This is a genomic window from Corynebacterium sp. KPL2850, from assembly GCF_040225855.1.
In the GTDB taxonomy this organism is placed as follows: domain Bacteria; phylum Actinomycetota; class Actinomycetes; order Mycobacteriales; family Mycobacteriaceae; genus Corynebacterium.
In genome coordinates this window covers 68,933-91,893 of the sequence record NZ_JBEHFV010000004.1, presented here as the reverse complement: position 1 = coordinate 91,893, position 22,961 = coordinate 68,933, and the positions used below count along the sequence as shown (strand labels likewise).

26 protein-coding genes are annotated in these 22,961 nt (G+C 58.9%); 18 read left to right on the top strand and 8 right to left on the bottom strand.

Annotation, left to right across the window (positions count from 1 at the left end):
* The first annotated feature begins 4 nt into the window (after positions 1–4).
* The 12 genes from ABRP93_RS02525 (at position 5) to ABRP93_RS02470 (ending at position 8,976) form a co-directional block, all read left to right on the top strand.
* Entirely contained in the window at positions 5–379 is a 375-nt protein-coding gene (locus ABRP93_RS02525; RefSeq protein ID WP_023026361.1) for a F0F1 ATP synthase subunit epsilon, read from the top strand.
* A 183-nt stretch (positions 380–562) separates the two neighbouring features.
* Positions 563–1,042: a DUF2550 domain-containing protein gene (locus ABRP93_RS02520; RefSeq protein WP_349886776.1), complete on the top strand. Its 480-nt coding sequence runs from the start codon at positions 563–565 to the stop codon at positions 1,040–1,042.
* Between the two features lie 21 nt (positions 1,043–1,063).
* A complete protein-coding gene (gene nucS, locus ABRP93_RS02515) occupies positions 1,064–1,756 on the top strand; it encodes an endonuclease NucS (RefSeq protein WP_349886775.1) in 693 nt (230 codons plus the stop codon).
* On the top strand, positions 1,756–2,040 hold the full coding sequence (locus tag ABRP93_RS02510; RefSeq protein WP_237791990.1) for an Rv1322 family protein: 285 nt from the start codon (positions 1,756–1,758) through the stop codon (positions 2,038–2,040). The genes nucS and ABRP93_RS02510 overlap by 1 nt, the downstream gene beginning before the upstream one ends.
* A 10-nt stretch (positions 2,041–2,050) precedes the next feature.
* Complete coding sequence (locus ABRP93_RS02505; RefSeq protein ID WP_349886773.1) at positions 2,051–2,359, top strand: thiamine-binding protein; 309 nt, start codon at positions 2,051–2,053, stop codon at positions 2,357–2,359.
* On the top strand, positions 2,359–3,276 hold the full coding sequence (locus ABRP93_RS02500) for a tetratricopeptide repeat protein (protein WP_349886772.1): 918 nt from the start codon (positions 2,359–2,361) through the stop codon (positions 3,274–3,276). Before ABRP93_RS02505 ends, ABRP93_RS02500 begins: the two co-directional genes overlap by 1 nt.
* Positions 3,277–3,326: 50 nt before the next feature.
* On the top strand, positions 3,327–4,145 hold the full coding sequence (locus ABRP93_RS02495; RefSeq protein ID WP_349886770.1) for an ABC transporter ATP-binding protein: 819 nt from the start codon (positions 3,327–3,329) through the stop codon (positions 4,143–4,145).
* Positions 4,145–4,972: an NUDIX hydrolase gene (locus ABRP93_RS02490; RefSeq protein ID WP_349886769.1), complete on the top strand. Its 828-nt coding sequence runs from the start codon at positions 4,145–4,147 to the stop codon at positions 4,970–4,972. The genes ABRP93_RS02495 and ABRP93_RS02490 overlap by 1 nt, the downstream gene beginning before the upstream one ends.
* On the top strand, positions 4,969–6,102 hold the full coding sequence (locus ABRP93_RS02485) for a THUMP-like domain-containing protein (protein ID WP_349886768.1): 1,134 nt from the start codon (positions 4,969–4,971) through the stop codon (positions 6,100–6,102). The genes ABRP93_RS02490 and ABRP93_RS02485 overlap by 4 nt, the downstream gene beginning before the upstream one ends.
* Positions 6,103–6,128: 26 nt before the next feature.
* Positions 6,129–6,911, top strand: a complete 783-nt coding sequence (locus tag ABRP93_RS02480; RefSeq protein ID WP_023026369.1) for an electron transfer flavoprotein subunit beta/FixA family protein — start codon at positions 6,129–6,131, stop codon at positions 6,909–6,911.
* A gap of 8 nt (positions 6,912–6,919) precedes the next feature.
* Positions 6,920–7,861 carry an electron transfer flavoprotein subunit alpha/FixB family protein gene (locus tag ABRP93_RS02475; protein ID WP_349886766.1) on the top strand — a complete coding sequence of 314 codons (942 nt, stop codon included), beginning with the start codon at positions 6,920–6,922 and terminating at the stop codon, positions 7,859–7,861.
* Entirely contained in the window at positions 7,861–8,976 is a 1,116-nt protein-coding gene (locus tag ABRP93_RS02470; protein WP_349886765.1) for a cysteine desulfurase family protein, read from the top strand. Before ABRP93_RS02475 ends, ABRP93_RS02470 begins: the two co-directional genes overlap by 1 nt.
* Here ABRP93_RS02470 and ABRP93_RS02465 read toward each other — a convergent pair.
* The gene (locus ABRP93_RS02465; protein ID WP_023026372.1) at positions 8,973–10,151 is read right to left on the bottom strand and encodes an HNH endonuclease signature motif containing protein; all 1,179 of its coding nucleotides are present in this window, start codon (positions 10,149–10,151) and stop codon (positions 8,973–8,975) included. The genes ABRP93_RS02470 and ABRP93_RS02465 overlap by 4 nt on opposite strands.
* Before the next feature lie 206 nt (positions 10,152–10,357).
* Here ABRP93_RS02465 and ABRP93_RS02460 point away from each other — a divergent pair, with 206 nt between their 5' ends.
* Entirely contained in the window at positions 10,358–11,521 is a 1,164-nt protein-coding gene (locus ABRP93_RS02460; RefSeq protein ID WP_349886764.1) for a glycoside hydrolase family 25 protein, read from the top strand.
* Here ABRP93_RS02460 and ABRP93_RS02455 read toward each other — a convergent pair.
* Entirely contained in the window at positions 11,502–12,338 is an 837-nt protein-coding gene (locus ABRP93_RS02455; RefSeq protein WP_023026374.1) for a spermidine synthase, read from the bottom strand. The genes ABRP93_RS02460 and ABRP93_RS02455 overlap by 20 nt on opposite strands.
* A gap of 96 nt (positions 12,339–12,434) precedes the next feature.
* On the opposite strand from ABRP93_RS02455, the gene mnmA reads away from it, so the two are divergent.
* Together mnmA and ABRP93_RS02445 are read left to right on the top strand one after the other, a co-directional pair.
* Positions 12,435–13,520 (top strand): tRNA 2-thiouridine(34) synthase MnmA, encoded by a 1,086-nt coding sequence (gene mnmA, locus ABRP93_RS02450; protein ID WP_349886762.1) that lies wholly within the window; start codon positions 12,435–12,437, stop codon positions 13,518–13,520.
* Entirely contained in the window at positions 13,521–14,441 is a 921-nt protein-coding gene (locus tag ABRP93_RS02445; RefSeq protein WP_349886761.1) for a uroporphyrinogen decarboxylase/cobalamine-independent methonine synthase family protein, read from the top strand.
* Here the strand turns inward: ABRP93_RS02445 and ABRP93_RS02440 are convergent.
* The 5 genes from ABRP93_RS02440 to ABRP93_RS02420 form a co-directional block, all read right to left on the bottom strand.
* Positions 14,438–15,568 (bottom strand): DUF8462 domain-containing protein, encoded by a 1,131-nt coding sequence (locus tag ABRP93_RS02440; protein WP_349886759.1) that lies wholly within the window; start codon positions 15,566–15,568, stop codon positions 14,438–14,440. The genes ABRP93_RS02445 and ABRP93_RS02440 overlap by 4 nt on opposite strands.
* Positions 15,569–15,672: 104 nt before the next feature.
* On the bottom strand, positions 15,673–15,933 hold the full coding sequence (locus ABRP93_RS02435; protein WP_023031061.1) for a hypothetical protein: 261 nt from the start codon (positions 15,931–15,933) through the stop codon (positions 15,673–15,675).
* 9 nt (positions 15,934–15,942) lie between these two features.
* Positions 15,943–16,932 carry a serine hydrolase domain-containing protein gene (locus tag ABRP93_RS02430; protein WP_023031062.1) on the bottom strand — a complete coding sequence of 330 codons (990 nt, stop codon included), beginning with the start codon at positions 16,930–16,932 and terminating at the stop codon, positions 15,943–15,945.
* On the bottom strand, positions 16,932–17,429 hold the full coding sequence (locus tag ABRP93_RS02425) for an ArsR/SmtB family transcription factor (RefSeq protein ID WP_023031063.1): 498 nt from the start codon (positions 17,427–17,429) through the stop codon (positions 16,932–16,934). The genes ABRP93_RS02430 and ABRP93_RS02425 overlap by 1 nt, the downstream gene beginning before the upstream one ends.
* Positions 17,430–17,475: 46 nt before the next feature.
* The gene (locus tag ABRP93_RS02420) at positions 17,476–18,147 is read right to left on the bottom strand and encodes a 3'-5' exonuclease (RefSeq protein WP_349886756.1); all 672 of its coding nucleotides are present in this window, start codon (positions 18,145–18,147) and stop codon (positions 17,476–17,478) included.
* A 45-nt stretch (positions 18,148–18,192) separates the two neighbouring features.
* Here ABRP93_RS02420 and ligA point away from each other — a divergent pair, with 45 nt between their 5' ends.
* Positions 18,193–20,262 carry an NAD-dependent DNA ligase LigA gene (gene ligA / locus ABRP93_RS02415; protein ID WP_502879644.1) on the top strand — a complete coding sequence of 690 codons (2,070 nt, stop codon included), beginning with the start codon at positions 18,193–18,195 and terminating at the stop codon, positions 20,260–20,262.
* Between the two features lie 16 nt (positions 20,263–20,278).
* Here the strand turns inward: ligA and ABRP93_RS02410 are convergent, their stop codons facing one another.
* Positions 20,279–20,941, bottom strand: coding sequence for an ACT domain-containing protein (locus tag ABRP93_RS02410; RefSeq protein WP_349867191.1), 663 nt, complete (start codon positions 20,939–20,941; stop codon positions 20,279–20,281).
* A 207-nt stretch (positions 20,942–21,148) separates the two neighbouring features.
* Here ABRP93_RS02410 and gatC point away from each other — a divergent pair, with 207 nt between their 5' ends.
* Positions 21,149–21,445 (top strand): Asp-tRNA(Asn)/Glu-tRNA(Gln) amidotransferase subunit GatC, encoded by a 297-nt coding sequence (gatC, locus tag ABRP93_RS02405; protein ID WP_005280231.1) that lies wholly within the window; start codon positions 21,149–21,151, stop codon positions 21,443–21,445.
* Positions 21,446–22,933: an Asp-tRNA(Asn)/Glu-tRNA(Gln) amidotransferase subunit GatA gene (gene gatA, locus ABRP93_RS02400; RefSeq protein ID WP_349886753.1), complete on the top strand. Its 1,488-nt coding sequence runs from the start codon at positions 21,446–21,448 to the stop codon at positions 22,931–22,933.
* The last annotated feature ends 28 nt before the right edge of the window (positions 22,934–22,961 follow it).

Sequence of the window (22,961 nt, the reverse complement as noted above, 5' to 3'; positions counted from 1 at the left end):
GCACATGGCTGACATCACCGCCGAATTGGTTTCCGTCGAGCGCTCATTGTGGTCTGGTCAGGCCTCCATAGTGACGGCTGAGACCACCGAGGGTGAGATCGGCGTGCTTCCCGGTCACGAGCCTGTGATCGGTCAATTGATCGACAATGGCGTAGTGACCATCCACCCAGTCGATGGCGCGCGGCGCGTTGCCGCCGTCCAGGGTGGCTTCCTCTCCGTTACCCAGGACAAGATTACCGTCCTCGCTGATTGGGCCATCTGGTCCGATGAGGTGGATGAGGCCAAGGCGGAAGAGGATTCCTCTTCGGCTCATGAGCTCACCAAGTCCCGCGGTGAGGCTGCATTGCGTGCACTTCGCCGCGCAGCAAAGGCTGAATAAACCTTGGATTGGTAGGAGAGGGCAGCAATAGCCGCCCTTCCTGCTCTCAGAAAAGCGCACTGGAATTTATCCGGTGCGCTTTTTCACGTTTTCTTTGCCTTTTCTTATTGGCGCGGAGGCGGAATCAGGCGCTACAATCCAAATAATTGTTCTTTCACTAACCAAGGATGGCGTGTGGAGCCCATGAATTCAACGGTTATCTCGGTGGTCCTGTGGGCCTTAGCGTTGGTGGTACTGCTGGTAGTCCTGCTGGCGGCCCTACGATTTTTTACCCTGCGCTCGCGCGGCACCGCGGTGTTGCTGCGCTCAATGCCGGCGAAGGATAGCTTTTCTTGGCGCCATGGCGTGCTGCGCTATACCGGAGAAGTTGTTGAATACTTCAAGCTGCGCTCCGTGTTCCCGCGCTATAACTTGTGGTTTAACCGCCTCGACATCAGCATTTTGAACTCTCGTTCTTTGGATGATGACGAGGCTTCTTTTATGTCTGATGCCACCGAGGTGGTGCACTTTAGCACCGGGGATGCGGAATACGAGCTGGCTTCCGATGCCCGCGGGATCATGGCCTTCGAGGCTTGGGTAGAGGCGGCGCCGTCCAAGCGGCAACAGCGCTTTGATTACAAGCAGTTACGGGAGCGAGCCACCCGGCAGTCCAAGCGCCAATAGCAACAGGCTAGGGTAGTAGCCATGCGCTTAGTAATCGCCCGTTGTTCAGTTGATTACGTGGGACGGCTCGACGCCCACCTGCCCTTGGCGGACCGCCTGCTCATCGTCAAAGCAGACGGCTCGGTATCGGTGCATGCCGATGACCGCGCGTATAAACCCCTCAATTGGATGACGCCGCCGTGTACGGTGAGTGAATCCGTCATCGAGGACGTGGATGGCAATGACACCGGCGAGGTCTTGTGGCTAGTGGAAAACCCGAAGGGTGAGCAATTGCGCATCACTGTCGCGGAAATCCACGAGGATATCTCCTACGAGATGGGCGAAGACCCAGGCCTGGTAAAGGACGGCGTGGAAGCACACCTACAGGAGCTTTTGGCCGAAAAGATCGACACCCTGGGCTCCAATTTCACCCTCGTGCGCCGCGAGTACCCCACAGCCATTGGCCCAGTAGACATTATGGCTAAAGATGCCGATAACCGGAATGTTGCTGTGGAGGTCAAGCGCCGCGGCGGGATCGACGGAGTAGAGCAATTGACCCGCTACCTTGAGCTATTGAACCGCGATGAACTAATCGCGCCGGTATCTGGCATCTTTGCGGCGCAAGAGATTAAGCCGCAAGCTCGAACGCTTGCCGAAGACCGCGGCATCCGCTGCGTGGTCTTGGATTACCAAGAGCTGCGCGGGCTCGAGTCGAAAGAATTGCGGTTGTTTTAATGCCACGGCGAAATAGGCGAAAACCGCAGGAATTCCGGCCGCTGCCCAAGGATGGCTCCACCTTCTTTGGCTCGCAGACGGTCGAGGGCCCCAGCTGGACGCACGGGGAACCGTACATCATGCGGCACATCGGTTCCGCGCGGGCGCAAAAATTCTATATTTGCCCGGGGTGTAACCAGAATATTCCGCCTGGGGTTGCCCACATCGTCGCCTGGCCGCGCGATACCGGAAGGCAAGGCGATGACCGCCGCCATTGGCACCGGCACTGTTGGGAGCGAAGGTAGACTTGCGGGCATGATTGTTGCATTTTCAGTAGCACCCGCAGTGGTGGATAATGACTCCGGCGAGATGGCCGATGCCGTGGCGGAGGCGGTCCGCGTAGTGCGGGAATCCGGCCTGCCTAATGAAACCAACGCCATGTTTACCCTTGTAGAAGGCGAGTGGGACGAGATTTTCGGCACGATTAAGAAGGCCACCGAAGCGGTGCGTGCGGTATCGCCGCGCACCTCGTTGGTTATTAAGGCCGATATCCGCGAAGGCGTGACGAATCAGTTGAAAGATAAAGTAGACGCCGTGAATCGTCGTTTAGCTAAGGAGGATTAATGACTTCTGCGAATAATGCTTATGTAGGCGGCGCCCTCGATCTCAGCCAGGTCAAGGCGCGTGCGGAAGCCCGCCAGCAGGCGCAAGAGCAGCCGCAGTTTAACGGAGTCCAGCCATTTTTTACCGTCACCGAGGCGAATTTTGAGACTGAGGTGGTGCGCCGCTCCACTGAGGTGCCGGTCGTCGTCCTTGTCGGCACCCCGCGCTCTACCCAGTCCGACCAGCTAAAGCAGGACCTGCAGGAACTAGCTGCGGCGGGAAACCTTAGCTTCCTCGTAGGCTACGTGGATGCGGATGCCACCCCACAGGTTGCGCAGGCTTTCGGCGTGAAGAACCTACCTACCGTGATAGCCATTGGCGCAGGCCAACCGCTGACCAATTTCGAGGGAGCCCAGCCGAAGGAGGCCCTCAAGCAGTGGCTGGATAGCTTGGTAGAAAACGTCGGACCGCAGCTTAAGGGGCTCGAGTCTGCACCGGCCGCAGCGGAGGAGGAAGAAGAGGACGACCCTCGCCTGCAGGAGGCAGAATCCTTCCTGAACTCCGGCGATTTTGATGGCGCGATTAAGGTCTATGAGTCCATCTTGGAAGCGGAACCGGATAATACCCAGATTAAGCAGGCGCGGGACACAACGAAGCTTCTCAAGCGGCTGGACCCGGCCAACCAAACCGAGGACCCGATTGCTGCTGCGGATGGGGATAAGGGGAACATCGATAAGCAAATGCGTGCCGCCGATGCCGAAGTCGTTGCAGGTGCCCCTGAAAAGGCCTTTGACCGCCTCATTGAAACCATGAAGGTTACCGCCGGCGATGAGAAGGCGCAGCTCAGGGAACGCTTGCTCGAGCTCTTCGGCCTCTTTGCCGGCAATGATCCGCGCGTTCTTGAAGCGCGCACGAAGCTGGCAAGCGCGCTGTATTAAAGTCGGCGGAGCTGTGTCAATTACTGCGGGCGGTGAATAGATCAGTCACAATGGAAGGCGTGAACGACGTAACCCCAACTGATCAAGACTGGCTCATCGACTTCCGTGGCGTGGAGCTTCGCCGCGGTGGCAAGAACTTGGTAGGGCCCGTGGACTGGCAGGTCGAGCTCGATGAACGCTGGGTCATCATCGGGCCGAACGGTGCCGGAAAGACCTCCCTGGTGCGCATGGCGGCCGCGGAGGAATTTCCCTCCAAGGGCACGGCCTTTTTGATGGGCGAGCAAATTGGCAAGACCGATATGCGTGATCTGCGCGCGCTGATTGGTCTTTCCTCCGCCGCCGTGCAATCGCGCATTCCCGCGGATGAGCGGGTCTATGACCTCGTCATTTCCGCAGGTTACGCGGTCTTGGGTCGGTGGCGCGAAGAGTATCAAGACATGGACTTTTCCCGCGCCGATGACATCTTGACCCAGGTTGGCGCCAGCCACCTAAAGGACCGTACGTGGACCACGCTTTCGGAAGGCGAGAAGAAGCGCGTCATACTCGCCCGCGCTTTGATGTCCAATCCGGAGCTGCTCATCCTGGATGAGCCTTCTGCTAGCATGGACCTCGGCGGGCGCGAAGATCTCGTGGGATACTTGGGCGATCTCGCGATGGATCCGGATGCCCCGGCCATCGTCATGATCACCCACCACGTGGAAGAAATCCCGTATGGCTTTACCCACGCGATGCTTCTGGATGAAGGAGAAGTGGTAGCAAAGGGGCTCATTAACTCCGTGCTGACCTCGGAGAACTTGTCTCAGGCCTTCCACCAGCCCATCCAAGTAGATCGCATTGGGCAGCGATACTTTGCCCGCCGGATTTCTTAATGACCAACCAGATTCATGACCAGCTCGATGCGATCGACGCTAGCGATACCACCGGGTTTAACGGCGGACGCATGGCGGCGAACGTGCTCTTGCTTCGCGATGGCCCCGACGGGCTCGAGGTCTGGGTGCAAGAACGCGTGAGCACCATGCGCAACTACCCAGGCCATGCCGTATTCCCCGGCGGTGGGGTAGACCCGCGCGATTTCCCACCGCGTTCGTGGGATTCCGGTGATTTGTGGGCCGGAAAGTCTGTCGTGTCTATGGCGCGGCGGATGGGCGTGACCAAGTACAAGGCCCACGCCCTCGTCTTTGCCGCGGCCCGCGAGCTCTTTGAGGAATCCGGTACGCTGTTTGCGATCCGGGATGACGGCACGATTTCTAATGCGCGCCGGTATCACCGCGAGCGTAGGCTCTTAGAAGACCACACCATCTCCTTTACCGAGTTCCTTAGCAATAACGGGATGCGCGTTGATGCCGATATGCTTCTTCCATGGGCCCGGTGGGTGGGGCAAAGCAAAAACCATTGGTTCGATACTTTTTTCTTCGTCGGCCTGCTACCTAGCGGGCAAGAACCGGATGGGGACACGCATGAGGCCGATGATGCTGGGTGGTTTTCGCCGCAGCTCATCCTAGAGGGCTGGCGGGCAGGCCTCGTCCGCCTCGTAGTTCCTACATGGGCGCAAATGCAACGGTTATGCAAGTACTCCACCGTCCAGGAGGTGCTTGATGATGCCTCCTCGTCCGACCTTCGCCCCGTCATCGGCGATCCCCGCGATGACCCGCAGTACGCGGAATATTTCGCCACCACCCCTACAGAGCGCATATGAGTTTTAACCTCGATGAAGTCCGTTTCTTAAGTGAACATAACGCCGAACTGGCTAGCTTGGACTTGGATCTGAGCAAGGCTTCGCAGTTGAAGGAGCTAAAAAAGCTGAAAGCGGCCTACGGCGATTATGCGCGCTGTGCCATGGAGCTACTTACTGCCCGGCGGGGAGGAAAACTGCCTGAGACCTGGCTTATGGATACCGATTCCGCCCAGCAAGCCACCCCGCTGTCGGTTGCGCGCTATCGGTCCGAGTTCTTGCGGCAGCGGGGAATGCGCACCGTGCACGATGTCACGTGCTCCATCGGTACCGAAGGCTATGGAACGAGCCTTGACTACTTCGGCTCCGATATCGATGCTTCGCGCCTTGCCATGGCCCGGCACAATTTGGCTTCTAACGTTTTCTTTCAAGCAGATGCACTCACTACGACCACCACGGCGGACGTCATTATCGCCGATCCCGCCCGTAGGAAGGCGGGGCGTCGCATCTCCCGTCCGGAGGATTTGCTGCCACCGCTACCGGACCTGATCGCCGCGCACCGGGACGCACACGTGGCCATCAAGTGCGCACCCGGCCTTGAGTTTAGTGACTGGGACGGATTGGTCACCGTCAGCAGCGTCAATGGAGCGGTTAAGGAGGCGTGCCTTTACACACCTGGCCTCGGAACGGGCAGGCACGCGGTGATGATTCAGGGCAAGTCAATTGATGTTCTCACGGATGAAGAGCACAACCTGCCAGAGGCTGGCGAGATCGGCACGTATCTCATTGACCCCGACGGGGCAGTAGTGCGCGCGGGCCTCGTGCAGCATTATGCGGCGCGCGAGGGATTGTGGCAGATCGATCCGCGGATTGCGTACCTGACGGGGGAGCGCATTCCACAGGGAATGTCGGGATTTCCATTCATAGAAAAGGTCCCCTTAAAGCGCCTAAAATCGGTACTAAAATCTTATGATGCAGGCAGCTTAGAAATCCTTGTGCGCGGCGTAGATGTGGACCCTGACCAGCTAAGAAAGCAGATGAAATTGAAGGGAACGCGGCCTTTCGCGGTCATCATTACGCGAATTGGCTCACAGGGTATCGCGTTGCTTTGCCAACCCCGAGTATTATCGTCCGAAGAGAATTACGCAACATAAATCTATCGGAAAGGTGAGTGCCCCCAATGCCAACGATTGTGGCTCTGGTCAAGCATGTACCGGATACGTGGTCCACCAAATCTCTGGAGGATGACCACACCCTGGATCGCACCTCCGTGGACAACATCATTGATGAGATTAATGAATACTCCGTGGAACAGGCGCTACGCCTGCGCGATGATAATCCGGATGAAAATTACCGTGTTGTCGCTTTAACCATGGGCCCCGCTCAAGCAGATGAAGCCCTCCGCAAGGCCCTTGCGATGGGTGCAGATGATGCGGTCCTCGTATCCGACGACGCACTGGCCGGCGCCGATGCACTGTCTACCGCGTGGACCCTGAACGCAGCGATTAACACGCTAGAGGATGTCCAACTGATCACATTGGGCAATGAGGCTTCCGATGCCTCGACCGGAACGATTGCCGGACTGCTCGCTGAATACCGCCAATTGCCCGCATTGACTGAGCTGCACAAGGTGGAGCTTCAGGGCAGCGCGGTAAAAGGCAGCCGCGAAGACGCCCGCGGAACCTGGGAGCTCGAGGCGGCCCTTCCTGCGATTATTTCCGTCACCGATAAGGCTGATAAACCGCGCTTCCCTAACTTTAAGGGGCTTATGGCCGCAAAGAAGGCAGAGATTACCACTCTGAGCGTGGCGGACTTGGGTATTGATGCCATTGCGCCGACCACGACGGTCACTTCTTCTTCCAAGCGCCCGCCGCGCACGGCAGGCGAGGTTATCTCGGAGCCGCAGCCACAGGATGCTGCGAAGAAGATTGCTGACTTCCTAGCTGCAAAGAACTTGATTTAGGAGTAGAAATGTCTCACGTTTACGTACTTGTTGAACACGATGCAGACAGCATTCTCCCCGTTACCGGTGAGCTCATTACCGCCGCACGCGAATTGGGTACGGTGTCTGCGGTGGTCGTCGGCAAGCAGGCAGATGCCTTCGATGCCGAGCTAGCCGCCCTCGGTGCCGCCCAGGTGGTGCAGGCAACGGCGGAGGATTATGACCAGCGCCTGGTGATTCCTGAGGTTGATGCTTTGCATGCCCTGGGCGCAGCCAATCCAGCGCCCATTGTCCTGGCCGCCAGCCCGACGAATAACGAGATTGCGGGCCGCTTGTCCGCTCGTCTAGCTTCCGGGGCGCTCGTCAATGTGGATTCCATTGAGGCGGATGGCTCTGCAACCATGACCATTTTTGGTGGCACCTACGAGACCACATCGCAGGCCTCTGGTAGCTGCCCGATATATACCCTGCAGCCCGGTTCCGTTGTGGCGGAGCCCCAGCAGGTGGAAACTCAAGCGGCCCCAATGCCACTGCCTGCGGCAACCGAAAAGGATGTCAAGGTTAATTCCTTTACTCCCGCCGAAAAGTCCGCCCGTCCCGAGCTCACCGCAGCCAAGGTTGTGGTTTCCGGCGGCCGCGGCGTCGGCGATAAGTTCGGCGAGGTCGTAGAGCCGCTTGCCGATGCCCTCGGTGGCGCCGTCGGTGCCACCCGCGACGCCGTCGATGAAGGCTTCTACGATGCCACCCACCAGGTGGGCCAGACAGGCGTGACCGTGTCGCCAGATCTCTACATTGGCTTGGGCATCTCCGGTGCCATTCAGCACACCTCGGGCATGCAGACCTCCGGCACCATTGTGGTGATTAACCAGGACCAGGATGAGCCGTTCTTTCAGATTGCGGATCTCGGTGTCGTCGGTGACCTGCACGAAATCGCCCCAGCTTTGACCGAGGAATTGAAGGCGCGCCAGTAATGCCGCACTATTTCGACTACGCAGCAACCCAGCCGATGCGCCAATCCGCCATCGACGCATGGGTTGCCGCCTCCGGATCGCTCAACTCTAGTGCGCAGTACGCCTCTGGCCGCAGGGCCCGCTCCGTGCTTGACGATGCCCGCGAGAAAGTCGCCTCCCTCCTTGGATGCGAACCTATCGAGGTTGTCTTTACCTCCTCTGGCACCGAGGCAGACAATATCGCTATCCAAGGTCTTTATGCGGCGGGAGATACCAACCGCATCATCTCGACGGATATTGAGCACCCAGCGGTGCGCGATACTGTGAGCAAGCTTGCCCAAGCCGACGCCACCGTGGATCTGCTCCCCGTGGACCGCAGCGGGCATATCAGCGATGGGGGCGCTTTCGCGAAACCTGCAGATCTTGCCACCTGCATGTGGGCCAATAACGAAACCGGCGCGGTCCAGCCCATCGAGGAGCTAGCCTCCCTCGCGCAACAATCCGGTATTCCCCTTCATGTGGATGCGGTGCAGGTAGCGGGCAAGCTGCCCATCAATTTTGCGGAATTGGGCATCACAACGCTTGCCGCCAGCGCCCACAAATTTGGTGGCCCGCGCGGTATTGGCGTGCTTTTGGCCAAGCGCACCCCTGCGCCGCAACCGATTTCTTTCGGCGGCGGGCAAGAACGCGGACTTCGCCCAGGCACGGTAGACGTAGCTAGCGCCTCCGCGCTCGCTGCAGCATTGGAGGAATCCATCGCAGAAAGCGCTGCCGAGGACGAGCGCATCGCTGCACTCCGGAACAAGTTGCGGGATGGGATCCTCTCTTCTATTGATAACGTTGTAGTGAATTCCACCGAGCCATGCTTGCCGTCGCACTTGCATGTTTCTTTTCCCGGTACCGATGGCGATAGCCTCATCATGTTGCTGGACTCGTTGCAGATTGAGGCATCTACTGGCAGTGCCTGCAGCGCAGGCGTCAACCGCATGTCCCATGTTCTTTCCGCAATGGGTGTCAGCGAGGAAGAAGGAATCGGGTCCCTCCGGTTCACCTTGGGGCGCCTTACTTCCGAAGACGATGTGGATTACGTGCTCGCGCACTTGCCGGACGTCATCGCCCGGGCCCGCACGGTTTAAGTATCAGCCCTTTCTTTGGCAGCACTCCGCCGCGCGGCGATTGCCTGGGCCACGGTTAGCGCCCAGTTCTTATTCTTCGCCGCTAGCGGGCCCTGCGGTTCATCGTATTCCCACCGCCCGTCCTGGAAGAGCCAGACAATGTCCCCGCTGTGCGGATCCATGATGTAAAAGGCGCTTTTATCCGTCTTTACATTGTGGTGGTGCTGGCACAGCGAGGCCAAATTTCCAGCCGCCGTCTTTCCTCCGTCTGAGAAATCGATCCGGTGGTCTTTTTGGCACCTGAAGGCCGGGCGGTTGCACCCGGGCCAGCGGCACACACCATCGCGACCCTCCACATAAGCACCGATGAGTGGCGGCGTGGAGTAGGACGGGCTGACCCTTGTTGCCGCCTGGTCCATATCGCGAGTAGTGGACGGGGTTAGACGGTCTGCAGTATCTGGGTGAATCCACCCATAGCCCTGGATAAAACCTGGAGCCGCATTTACGTCGCTGGCGCGGTACATATATAGATGTACCTGAGTTTTATCTTCGATGTTTCCGAGGATCAGCTGGGCCAGGGCATCGGCCTTACTGATTCCGTGTTCTTCCGCCGTACGCTGAACAACCTCGTCAATGAGGATGAGCGCATCTTCATCGAACTCTACGTTTAACCCTGCTCTTCCGCCCGCGGTGGGATAGATGAAATAGGAGTCATTTCGTGCGTCCCCTTCCTCGGAGTCTTTGTCTCCGCCGGTGTCCGAAGATTCCATTGTGATAAGCCCATTGAGCTTTCGGCGAAGGGCAGCATTCGATGGAAAGCTTTGGCCCGGCTTTGTGGGGGTTAAGTACTTTTCCAATTCGGCGTCTATACGCTGGAGGACGCCGCTGTCTACCTCACCAAGTTTGCTTAAGACCGCATCAATGGTGATAAGCCGAGAGAAATCGAGGAAGTAGTAGGTTTCCTGTAGCAGTTTGGTGCGCGGCAATTCCTCCAAACGGTAGAGGGCCATGGTGATATCCCTCGTTCGCCGTTCGCTTAAGCCGGTGCGAGCCGCCAAAGTATGGCACGAAATATCGAAATCGTCTTCTAGGGTTGGTCTAATTTCTTTCCAGAGTAGGTAGTCGGATTTTCTATTACAGGTGGCACTGACCGCGAGATCATCATGTGGATCAGTGATGAGGTAGTAGGGTTCCATGGCGATTATCCCCCGAATTTCGCACTAAGTTTCTAATTTTCATACGTTCACCATAAGTTACCCGCTAGACCCGTGCAAGCCGAAAAGCGAAAATATGTTCTAAATAGTACATTTTCAACGGAACTAGACAAAGAAGTGAAAAAATCACTCGCATGGTGCGCGTGTTGTAAATGTGGTTAGTGTGAATAGTTGTTAGACTCTCGCGCATGACAACTATGAGGGCACTCCGCAAGAGCATCATCGCGGTTATCGCTGCAGTTGCAGTCACGGTGAGCGGGACCGCTGCCGCGCAGGCAGCATTGGGAACGAGCGCACCAAAAGGTGTCGATATTGCTGCCCACCAGCACCCCGGTGGCATGCCTATTGACTGGAATAAGGTGAAATCTGACGGCCAGTCCTTCGCCTTTGTTAAGGCAACCGAAGGTGGGGACTGGATTAACCCGCACTACGTTAAAGATATTCAGGCGGCCAATGCGCACGGCCTAAAGACTGGCGCATACCACTATGCGCGCCCGGCTGGCGATGCCAAGACGCAGGCTGCTAACTTCGCAGCGCAGATCGCGTTGGCGCCGAATCAGACGTTGCCGCCGGTGCTTGATATCGAGGTCTCCGAGGGCAAGTCTGCCTCCCAGCTGGAGAGCTGGATCGAGGAATTTACCTCCGAGCTCAAGCGCCTGACCGACCGCACTCCAATGATTTATACCTACAAGTACTTCTGGATGGGCGAGATGAATAACTCCCAGAAGTTCTCCAATATGCCACTGTGGTTGGCGGCATACCAGGATGAGGCGCCGGATCCAGTGGGTGGGTGGAAGGACCTGTCCTTCTGGCAGCGCTCTGGATCAGGCAAGGTCGCTGGTATTCCTACCGATGTGGATTTAAACCTATTTAATGGTTCAAAGCAGCAGCTAGAGTCCTTTAGCGGCGGCAATTACGTCGATATCGGCGGGGCGCTCGATAGCCTTGTACTTGATGACAGCCTGGATTTGAGCTCCGATAGCACGCCGTTGATTGGTGCAATATTCGCTCTTGTGGCTGGCCTCATTGCAACGCCCCAGTTTGCCGATGCCGCCAAAGACGCCGGCCTTGATTCCCGAGCTGCTGAGGGCTTGGCGGCCTTTGTGAAGACCTTGGAAGACGAGGACGCTCTACCTCTCAAGCAATTGGGCAAGATGGCGGTCGGTGACTTCAGCGTCGGCGACTTGGCGCTACTGCTAGACAACGCGGGCCATGTCAATGGCGTCGACAAGGGCGAGGTCTCCGGATCTCAGGTCGAAGAAGCTAAGGATGCGGCGAAGAAGGCCGGTGCCGATGTGCCGGACTTCGATGCCGATCAAGTAGCTGACTTGCTCAATCGTGTGCTGAAGTAGCTCCCGCAAAGAATTTCCGGGTCCAGCTTTCATCCTTAAAGTGTGCGGGAACGGCTCCGCCTAAGAGTGCCTTTGCCAGTTGAGCGGCTTGTACCGAGCCCTCAGCTGGCAGTTGCGTATCTGAGGCCAGCAAGATGATGTTTCCATACCGGCGCCCCTTGAGCATTGGCGGGTCAGCGATTACGGCGAGGTGATCGAAGACTTCAGAAAGCCCGGCCAATTCTTCCTTCGCCAACTGAAGGTCCGAGTGATCGCCGCAGTTCGCCACGTAGAGGCCGCCGGCAGAAAGGGATGATTTGGCCGCTTGGAAAAACTCCACCGTCGTTAGATTTTTCGGTGTGGTGTCCCCAGCGAAGACATCGCGGATAATGATATCGCGGCTAGCGGGCAGAAAACCTTCGGTTTCCTTTCGGGCATCGCCGGGGCGGATTTTGACGGTGGGGGAACGGGGGACATCGAAAAGCTCGCGGACTAATTCGCCCAGCTTGGCATCGAGCTCAACCACCGTATGGCGGCTGTCCGGCCAAAGGTCGGCGAAGTAGCGCGGCAGTGAGCAGCCGGCCCCGCCGAGGTGGGTAACGCGCAGCTTATTAGGGGAGACCGTATTAAGCTGCTCCACCGCCGCTGCGATCCAGCGCATGTACTCGAAATCGAGTTCCTGAGGCTCGCCCAGCACGATATGGCTGCTAGGAACGCCATTGACGTTAAGGATATAGGCTCCGTCACGGAATTCATCTGGCACAACCTCGGCGGTGCCGGTGGATATCTCGTAGGTCCCGGTGATGTCTGACCTGTTCGCAGCTCGCTTTCTACCCATGGGATTCAAGCTTAGGGAATGGAATCGATTTAAGCTGCGTTGGGGCAAGGGAGTACACTTTCGGGCCTGTAGTCGAGGTATTTAAAGGGGAATGCAATGCGAGTATTGGTAGCAATGTCTGGCGGCGTGGACTCATCTGTCGCCGCCGCCCGCGCGGTGGAGGCTGGCCACGATGTCGTCGGCGTGCACCTGGCGCTGCATAAGGACGCGCAGCAAACGCGCGAAAAGGCCCGCGGCTGCTGTTCGTTGGAGGATTCCGCCGATGCCCGCCGCATTTGCGATAAGCTGGGCATTCCGTTTTATGTCTGGGACTTTTCGGAGGAATTCAAGGAAGAGGTCATCACGGACTTCGTGGATTCCTATGCCCGCGGTGAAACCCCGAATCCCTGCTTGCGCTGCAATGAGAAGATTAAGTTCCGCGCGCTGCTGCAAAAGGGCATGGCTCTAGGCTTCGATGCCATTGCGACCGGCCACTACGCCACCCTTGATGATGACGGCTATATGCGCCGCTCCAAGGATGAGAATAAGGACCAGTCTTATGTGCTCGGCGTCATTTCCGCCGAGGAGTTGGAGCACTGCTTTTTCCCCATCGGTGATACCCCCAAGCCGCAGATCCGCGAAGAGGCCGCAGCGCACGGTTTTTCCACCGCGAAAAAGCCGGATTCTTATGACATCTGCTTCATCCCGGACGGCAATCCCCAGCAGTTCCTTGGATCGCGCATCGGCCTTCGCCCCGGCATGATTGTGGACCAAGAGGGCACGGAGCTTAAGGAACATGATGGCGCGTGGAACTACACCATCGGCCAGCGCAAGGGCCTGGACATCAAGGCCCCGGCTGCCGATGGCCGCCCGCGCTACGTCACCGATATCGATGCTGCAACGGGCACGGTGACCGTCGGCGCGCGCGAGGACCTGGCGGTTACCGCCATTCGGGCCGATCGCCTGAAGTACCTGCACCCTGGCATGGATGGCGACTTCGAGTGCGAGGTGCAGGTCCGCGCGCACGGTTCCGTCGTGCCGTGCATCGCCCACGTGGACCGCGCCGCGGATTCGATGCGCCTAGAGCTCAAGGAGCCACTGTCTGGCGTTGCCCGTGGACAGGCGGCGGTGCTGTACCTGCCGTCCCCAGATGACCTCGGCGATATCGTCATTGGTTCCGGCACCATTTGCGAGACCGTGTAAATGACCGGATTCGCACTCGGGCCCATGCCCGGCACGTCCATGTCGGAGGCAGCGGACATCATCATGGGCGAGACCGAGCTTCCCGCCATCCCGCAGCTGCCGGAACGCGGCTTGGGCTCCGATTCGGTAGGGCGCACCGCCAGTATGCTCGAGGCCATCACCATCGACCGCGGGCCTCGTTCGTGGCGCATGACGGCGCGGCCGCAGCTATTGACTCGTCGCACGTGGGATCGCCTCGAGCGTGACCTCGACGAGGTACAGCAGGTGTGGGGAGAAAGCGTGCCCTGCGTTAAAGTCCAGGCGCTAGGGCCGTGGTCGCTGGCAGCCAGCATTGAGCTTGCCGATGGCCACCGAGTTCTTAGTGACCGCGGTGCCTTCGCCGAGCTTTCTGAAGCCCTTCTTCATGGGCTGCGGGCGCATGCAGATGATGTGGCACGCCGCTTCCACGGCGAAGTTGTGGTGCAGCTTGATGAACCTTTGCTTGCGGATATCGTGGCTGGACGCATCCCAGGTACCACGGATTTTGATTCTATCCCCGCCGTGGCTGACGAGGTAGCGCTAGAAACTCTGCTCGGCTTTGACGCGGACTACCTGCATGCCCCGCCGTTGTGGTCCATTGCTGGTGCCGCAACGACCTTGCTCGTCGATTTCCATAGCCCTCGTTATCGCCTCGATACCCCTGAGCATTTCGATGGCTTGGGAGAGCACCTGAGCGATGGCCATCGCATTGGTGTGGGGATTTCCGGATCGGATGCCCGTGCCGAGGCCATCGCGCTGGCCAAGCATCTCGACCGCATCGGCATGCCACGCGAACTTTTGGTCGATCGCTTTGATGTATATCCCGTGCAGGCCTCTGCCCGAACCCTGTGTTCGGTGACGGAGACCTCGTCCATCCTTGTCCGGGACGCCGGTGACCTTTAATCCACTCGACCCAAGCTATCGGTGGCCGTGAAATAGGCCTCCATGTAGGGAATGACGAATCTAAGCTGGCCGTGGCCGGTGGGTTCGATGAGATCGGCATCGATAAGCCGCTGGCGCGTGGCCGATAGGGACCGCACCGTGCGGTCGTGGTGTGCGGCGATAGCTTGAATTTCTGCAGTGTCGTTGTCCATGACAGCACTCATGGCTTCAAGGAAGCGGCGCTGTGCGGGTGGGAGCGTGAGGGTGGCGGGCTGGTGCACTTGTGTGCCTAGGACGGATATCGCCTCGGCCGAGATGGCTTGGACAGTGTTTTCTTCTATGCGGGTCGCGCCAGAGCGCTGTGCGTGGGCCCACGCTAGTGATCCGACGAGCTGAACCAGGTAGGGATATCCTCGAGATAGCTCCACGGCGGCGGAGACTGCATCTGCACTGAAGTCGAGGCCCGAGTGTGCGGCGGTTTCCTTAAATGCAACGGTAGCGTTGGCGGGTGACAGCGGGCCCAGCACAAACTTTTGCGCGCGGCGCAGAAAGGTTACTCCGGGCAGCTCTAGCAGCCGGTTAATGCCCTGTGGCAGGCCGGCTACGACGATGGCGACATCGAGTTCATCGCGCACTAAGTCTTGGTAAGTAACGGCCAAGGAGGCCAATTCTTGGGCATCGGCATCTTGGACTTCATCGATGGTAAGGAGCACACCTGCACCCTTGAGTTGGGCGAGTAATTCGCGTAGCCGGGTATTTAAGGTGGGCTTATAGGCTTCATTCGTGTTGTGTTCGATTCCTATGGAGCCAAGGCCGCCGATTCCGATGCGGTTGACTTTGTGCTTATCTGCCGGCGCAAGCGTGTCCATGATGCGGGGGATGGTGGTCTCGACGAGCTCTTCCACCATGGCGCTGCGGCCGGAGGCGCGCAGCGTAATCCATCCGCGGGTGGCGGCGATGTCTTCCAACTCGTTGAGGAGGACCGTCTTGCCAATACCACGGGCGCCGCTAATGACGAGTGAGCGACCGGGGTGTCCAGGTTGGGCATCGAGCGCTGCGCGAAAGGTATCGAGGACCGCGGTGCGGCCGACCCAAAACAGCGGTGGGACGCCAAATGTGGGGCGGAAGGGGTTCTCGTGAAAGGACATAGTCTCCATCGTAGTCCAACCGGAGATTTGGGAGACTTTTTAGCAACCGGAGATTTGGGAGACTTTTCACTCTTGTGTGGGCGCCTTGCTTGTTGCCAGCAAGGTTAGGTGCGGCCCGCAGCAGGGCTGGTGGCACCCCACGTCATGGCTCCCGCATGGAGGGCGAAGGAGCCAACCAGTGCATACCACCAGTAAAAATGCACGGAGGTGTACCAGGGCAAGGCGTGGCCTAAGAAGATGATGACGACGGCGGTCAGTGCCGCCGAAAAGACGCGGGATGCCGTCGAGCCGGGTTTCTTTAAAGCTTTCCATGCGGCCCAGAGTTCGGAGGCGATGAAAACGGCGAGGATAATGGTCGTAGGCATGGTGTTTCCTTAAAGCTCAGCGAAGAGTGTGTGGCCAAGTTCTTCGGTACCGGTGAGCGAATCGTTGTTTGCAAATGCGGCTCGCTTTGTCTTTGGGTCGATGATGAGCATGGTGGAATAGCCGTAGGTTCCGCCGTTATGCCAGAAGCCGGTGCCGTTATCGTTCTTCTGCCATCCGTATGCGGGATCGCCGTGTGCCATAAACCACTCTGCGAACTTAGCCATATCGCTTGCAGTTGAGCGGATCGCCCCTGCAGGCGCCGAACCGTCCATTTCCCAAGGCTGGGCCTGCCGCCCAGTGGCGGTGCGGCCGCGCGGGGCATCGGCAGGCACGGCGCCGGGGGTCATAAGGTAGGTCTCCGTTAATCCGGCTGGCTCGAATATTCGCTGTTTCAGTAACCTCTCATAAGGCGTGTCTGCCGCGGTTTCTATTACGTGCCCGAGCAGGGCGTATCCGAGGTTGGAATAGGATTCCTCCCCGCGGTTGCTGAGCTCTGCTGCGGCGGCAGCATCGACGATATCTTGAGTGCTTTCGCCCTCATATGGGTTCGTACCGGCCACTGCGGACCACAGGAAACCGAAGAAATTCCCGTCTGCTGTGGGAGGTAGGCCAGAGGTGTGATCGAGTAGTTCCTTAATCGTTATATCCGCTACGGGCGCGTTGTCTACGTCTAGAAACTTGCCAACGGTGCTATCGAGTCGCAGTGTGCCTTCTTCTACAAGCTGGTGGGTGAGTTCGCCGGTGAACATTTTAGTGACAGAACCAATCTCGACTTCTGTGTGCTCGTTGCTGCCTACACCCGCAAAGGTGGCGATACCGTCGCGGAGTGTAAAAGCGGTGAGGTGATGAAAACCCGGCTTCGCGTGTTCTCGCAGTGAGGAGGCAAGGGCTGCATCTCCTGTATCTGTTGGGGCGAGCGTGAGGCGCCGAAGACCAGCCAGTAGGAGCACGGAAGCGATAGCGATGGCGGTGACGATACTGAGGGCGAGTCTGCGCATTAGTGGTCCTCGCTAGCGGTGATAATGGCGAGCAAAGGGATAACGCGGGCGGGGCGAATAGAGTACTCGCCACTTGTCTTCGTGGTCCAACCTGCGCTGGTTAGAGCGCTGAGGTGGTGATAGGCCGTGCCGGTGGAAGAGACAATATCCTCGTCCACTAGCTCCGCGGCGGTAGCAGGTGCCGCGAGGAGGCGTCGAAGAATTTCGCCACGTACGGGATGGTCAAGTGCGGCGAGGCGTTCGATATTTTCTGACCAGTCCTGGTCAGTTATTGCCGTGGTGGGACGCTGCCACTGATAGGCGTAGGTACGCTTGCCGAGAGCAATGTTGCCGCCGAAGATTACCGATCCATCGGGAAGCTGAGTGGAGGGAGTTAGGGCATCGACAAGCCAGTAGGTCGACTCCTCCGAGGGAGGCTGCGGTGGGGCGCTCGATTGGCCTTCGAGTTTGGCGACGCGTTCCTCGAGATCATGAAGGCGTGATTCAACGATGTTCATATTTCTAGAATTCCAGAATGCTAGAAATATGGCAAAGGCAAGGGGATTAGGAAATCATGGGCCATGCGGTGGAGACATCGGAGGCATCGCGACCCTTGCCCTCCAGATACTTCTTAAACGCGATTCGGTCCTCGTACCACTTGACTGCTTGGAACTCCATGAGCTCGTTGGCGTCCATCTGGGCCAAGTTGGGGTAGTGCTGGCGCACCTGCTTCCAGGCCACGCGGGCGGCAGCGAGGGCATCGGCAGTGGCCTCGTGCGCATTGCCCAATTCCACGCCGTAGTGCTCGCACACCGCGCCGAGGGTGCGCTTTCCCTTGCGCCACTTATCGCTCACGCGATCAATGACGTACGGATCGAAGACCGGGCCTGTGACCGTGAAATCGCCGGTGAGACTCCGCAGCACGGTGAGGTCGAAGGCCGCGTTATAGACGATGAGCGTCAGGCCGTCCTCCCACGCTGCCTTGATGGCATTAACCGTGTCCTTGAGGACCGCCTCGTGCGGGCGGCCTTCTGCCTGGGCCTTTTCCGTTGTGATCCCATGCACGTCGGTTGCGGCTTGGGGGATCTCGATGCCAGGATCCGCAAGGTGCTCCACCTTCTGGACATCGCGGCCGTCAATTCGGACTAGGGCTGAGGTAACGATGCGAGCGTCTTTGGGGTTGGCGGAGGTGGTCTCAAGGTCGAAGGCGAGCATGCGGGAGGCGTCGAAGTTCATGGTCCATACCTTAGTAGCTAGCCCGGACATGGGGGATCGCTAGACTTGGATACTGTGACTAATCCAGCTGATGTGCAACGTGAATGGAACGACTTGGCGCAGGAAGTGCGCCGCCACCGCAACCTGTATTACAACGGTGAACCCGCGATTCCCGATGCCGACTTTGATGCGCTTTTCCAGCGCCTGGTGGACCTAGAAAAGCAGCACCCGGAGCTGGCGGTTCCGGATTCGCCCACCCAGCAGGTAGGTGCTGCGCCGAACGCCGGTGAGGACATTGAACACCTCGAGCGCATGATGAGCCTCGATAACGTCTTTAGCGCCGGTGAGATGCAGGACTGGCTGGATAGGACGCCCGCCAAGACCTACCTAACGGAGCTGAAGATCGATGGCCTCTCCATCGACTTGGTCTACCGCAACGGGCGTTTGGACACGGCCGCTACCCGTGGTGATGGCACCGTGGGCGAGGAGATTACCGCCAATGCGCGGGTCATTTCTGATATCCCGCACGAACTTACGGGCACTGATGAGTACCCAGTCCCGGAACTTATTGAAATCCGCGGCGAGGTCTATATGCGCCCCGAAGATTTCGAAGAGATCAATGAGGAGCGCGCGGCGGACGGCAAGGCGCGGTTTGCCAATCCCCGCAACGCTGCGGCCGGCGGACTACGCATGAAGGATCCCGCCGAGGTGAAAAAACGCCGCCTGCGCATGGTGTGTCACGGCCTAGGCGCGCGCGAGGGATTTTCCCCCTCCTCCCAGCACGATGCCTATAAGGCCATCGCTGCATGGGGCTTGCCCGTCTCGCCCTATACAAAGCAGGTCCACTCCGCCGCAGAAGTACAAGAGGAAGTATCTTATTGGGCCGAACACCGCCACGATGCGATTTTTGAAATGGATGGGCTCGTGGTCAAGGTGGACGACTTGGGCTCACAGCGCCAGCTCGGGGCGACCTCCCGCGCACCGCGCTGGGCCATTGCCTATAAGTACCCGCCGGAAGAGGTCACGACGAAGCTGAAAAACATCGAGGTCGGCGTGGGGCGTACGGGGCGCGTTACCCCCTTTGCCATCATGCAACCGGTCTTTGTCTCCGGCTCCACGGTATCCATGGCCACCCTGCACAACCAGTCTGAGGTCAAGCGCAAGGGCGTGCTCATCGGAGATACCATTATTATCCGCAAGGCCGGGGAAATCATTCCTGAGGTACTAGGCCCCGTGCGCGAACAGCGCGATGGCAGCGAATACGAATGGTCCTTTCCCACGCAGTGCCCAGCCTGCGGCACGACGCTCGCCCCGCAAAAGGACGGCGATGCTGACTGGCGATGCCCCAATACCCAATCCTGCCCAGCCCAACTTTCCGCGCGCCTGGAATACCTCGCCTCCCGCAAGGGCCTCGACATCGAGGCGCTGGGGGAGAAGGGAGCTATGGATCTCATCGAAAACGGCATCCTCACCGATGAATCCGAGCTCTTTGAACTAACGGAAGAAAAGCTGCTTGCTTCCGATGTCTATACGGCCAAGCGCGATACGAAGGATAAACGTAGCAAAAAAGAGGGCAACGCCAAGGTCAATACCGCGGGCAAGAACCTGCTGCAGAACTTAGAAGAGGTCAAAGACCGCGATTTCTGGCGCGTGCTGGTCTCGCTATCTATTCGCCACGTCGGCCCCATTGCCGCCCGCGCCTTGGCAGCGCGCTATGGCTCCATGGAAAAGCTGCGCGCGGCCAAAACCGAGGATCTTGCAGAGGTAGACGGCGTGGGCGCGGTCATCGCGGAATCCTTCCACGCCTGGTTCGAGGTGGACTGGCACCGCACCATCGTTGAGAAATGGGCGGAGGCTGGCCTAGCCATGGAGGTAGCCGCAGAGGACAGGAAAGAACAGACCCTAGAGGGCCTGACCATCGTTGTCACCGGCAGCCTCGAAGACTTCACGCGCGATTCCGCCAAGGAAGCCATCATAAGCCGCGGCGGAAAGGCAACCGGCTCCGTATCGAAGAAAACCTCCTACCTCGTCGCCGGGGCCAATGCCGGCTCCAAGAAGGATAAAGCCCGCGACCTTGGCGTGCCTATCTTGAACGAGGAGCAATTCCACACGCTCTTGGACACCGGGGAGGTATAGGCGCGCCGCGCCGGGCTTATTTGAGGAAAGCACCCAAAATCGTGCCGATGTGGCCGAGGTGCTCGACCTCAGAGGCCAGGTATTCCGGCCCGCCGGTGCGGCCCATGGCGATGACCATCCCGGTATCTCCCAGGGGAGCGGCGGCTAGGGCGGAATCGAGCAGCGCCCAGCTTTCTGGCACCCATTCGTCCTTATCGGGATGCAAGGTGCGCGCGCTGTCGATGTTGAGATCGACCGGAATCGTATCGTCATCGGCAGGGGCCGCGTTCGAGGAGGCGACGCGGTGAATGGGCTCATTATTGTCAATGACGATGGCCCACGTGGAGGTCGCAGCCTTCGGAATAGCCGCGACGACTTCCTCCATCGCTGCCGTGACATTGGAGGCATTGGCGGCAACGCGCGCTAATAATTCGATCTGCCCGCGCCGGTCCACGCGGCCGCTGAAGGGCCGAATGGAATCTACTTCCACGCCATGAACAGAGGCGGCGGCGGTAATGAGGGCATCGGCCATCGCGTCTGTGGGAAGCTCAATGACGATGTCATCCATGACGGTGCCATCCGGGAAGGATTCTACGATGTCAACGGATTGGATATTGCCGTCAACCAGCCCGAAGGCCTCCGAAAGCTGGCCCAAACTACCAGGGGTATCGGGAAGCAGGACACGGATTAGGTAAGACATTAAGTCGCACGCTTTCAGTAGCTTATAAGCTTATAGTCCCAATAACGATACCTGGGTCACAGTGCGCCGTTCAAGGGGCAATAATTCGGGGTGACTCGGCAACCGCGCGGGTTGGTGCAGTATCATGGAGCCTCAGCAATTTACATAGTACGCGCGGGAAAATGATTTTCACCTGCGCGTCGATTATGGAAAAAGGATGGAGTTCGCGTGTCTGAGATTTCGCGTGATGAGGTAGCCCACCTTGCCAAGCTTTCCCGCCTGGCATTAAGCGATGAAGAGCTAGCCCAATTCGCAAGCCAGATTGATGAAATTGTTGATTCCGTTTCCGCAGTAAGGAACGTGGACACTGAAGGCGTGGAACCGATGAGCCACCCGCACTCCGTGGATGCACCGATGCGCGAAGACGTCATCGTGCGCACCCTTACCGCCGAGCAGGCCTTGGACCAAGCGCCGGCCGTGGAAGATGAGCGATTCGTCGTGCCGCAGATTTTGGGAGGAGAGTAAATGACCAACGTTGTCGTACCTGCGGAGGGGCTGACCTCTTTGACCGCCGCCGAGCTGGCGGACAAGATTCACGCGCGCGAGGTGACCTCCCGCGAGGTTACGCAGGCCTTTTTGGATCGCATCGCAGAAACTAACCCGGAACTCAACTCCTTCCTGCACGTGGGGCAGGAGGAAGCATTGGCGGCTGCCGATGTCGTGGATAAGGCCCTCGACGCCGGCGAAAAGCCCGCATCGGCATTGGCCGGTGTGCCGCTGGCCCTAAAAGACCTGCTGGTTACTACCGATGCCCCCACCACCGCCGCATCCAAGATGCTCGAAGGCTACATGTCTCCGTATGACGCGACGGTGACCAAGCGCCTGCGCGAGGCCGGCATCCCGATCTTGGGCAAGACGAACCTGGATGAGTTTGCGATGGGTTCGTCCAATGAGAACTCTGCCTTTGGCCCGGTTCACAACCCGTATGACACCGAGCGCACCCCGGGCGGTTCCGGCGGCGGTACCGCAGCGGCGCTCGCTTCGGGACAAGCTCCGTTGGGTATTGGTACCGATACCGGCGGTTCCATCCGCCAGCCGGCGGCGCTGACCAATACCGTGGGCGTAAAGCCCACCTACGGCACGGTATCTCGCTACGGCCTGATTGCAGCCGCGTCCTCGCTGGACCAGGCGGGTCCCTGTGGCCGTACCGTTCTGGATACCGCGCTCTTGCACGAGGTTATTGCTGGCCACGATGCCTTCGATGCCACGTCTGTGGACAAGCCTGTAGCCCCCGTGGTGGAGGCCGCCCGCGAGGGCGCGAAGGGTGATCTGAGCGGCGTCAAGGTTGGCCTCATCAAGCAATTCGAGCGCGATGGCTGGCAGGACGGCGTGATGGAGAACTACCACGCCGCCGTGGAACAGCTGCGCGAGCAGGGCGCGGAAATCGTCGAGGTGGACTGCCCGCACTTCGATGAGGCATTGGCCGCCTACTACCTGATCATGCCGTGTGAGGTCTCGTCCAACCTAGCCCGCTTCGATGGCATGCGCTACGGCCTGCGCGCTGGCGATGACGGATCCCATTCCGCGGAGCAGGTCATGTCCCAGTCGCGCGCAGAGGGCTTCGGCCCCGAGGTCAAGCGCCGCATCATGCTGGGCACGTATGCGCTGTCCGTGGGCTACTACGATGCCTACTACCTGCAGGCGCAGCGCGTGCGTACCCTCGTGGCCCAGGACTTTGCCCGCGCCTTTGAGCAGGCTGACGTACTAGTCTCGCCTACCACCCCAACCACCGCGTTCAAGCTGGGGGAGAAGGCCGAAGACCCCATGGCGATGTACAACTTCGACCTGTGCACCTTGCCGCTAAACCTGGCTGGCCTGTGCGGCATGTCCGTGCCTTCCGGCCTGGCCGCCGATACCAACTTGCCTACCGGTTTGCAGATCATGGCACCGGCTTTCCAGGATGACCGCCTGTACAAGGTGGGTGCAGCCTATGAAGCTAAGCGCCAAAGCTAGCCGCGCTATCTAAAATCGTTGTCACTGT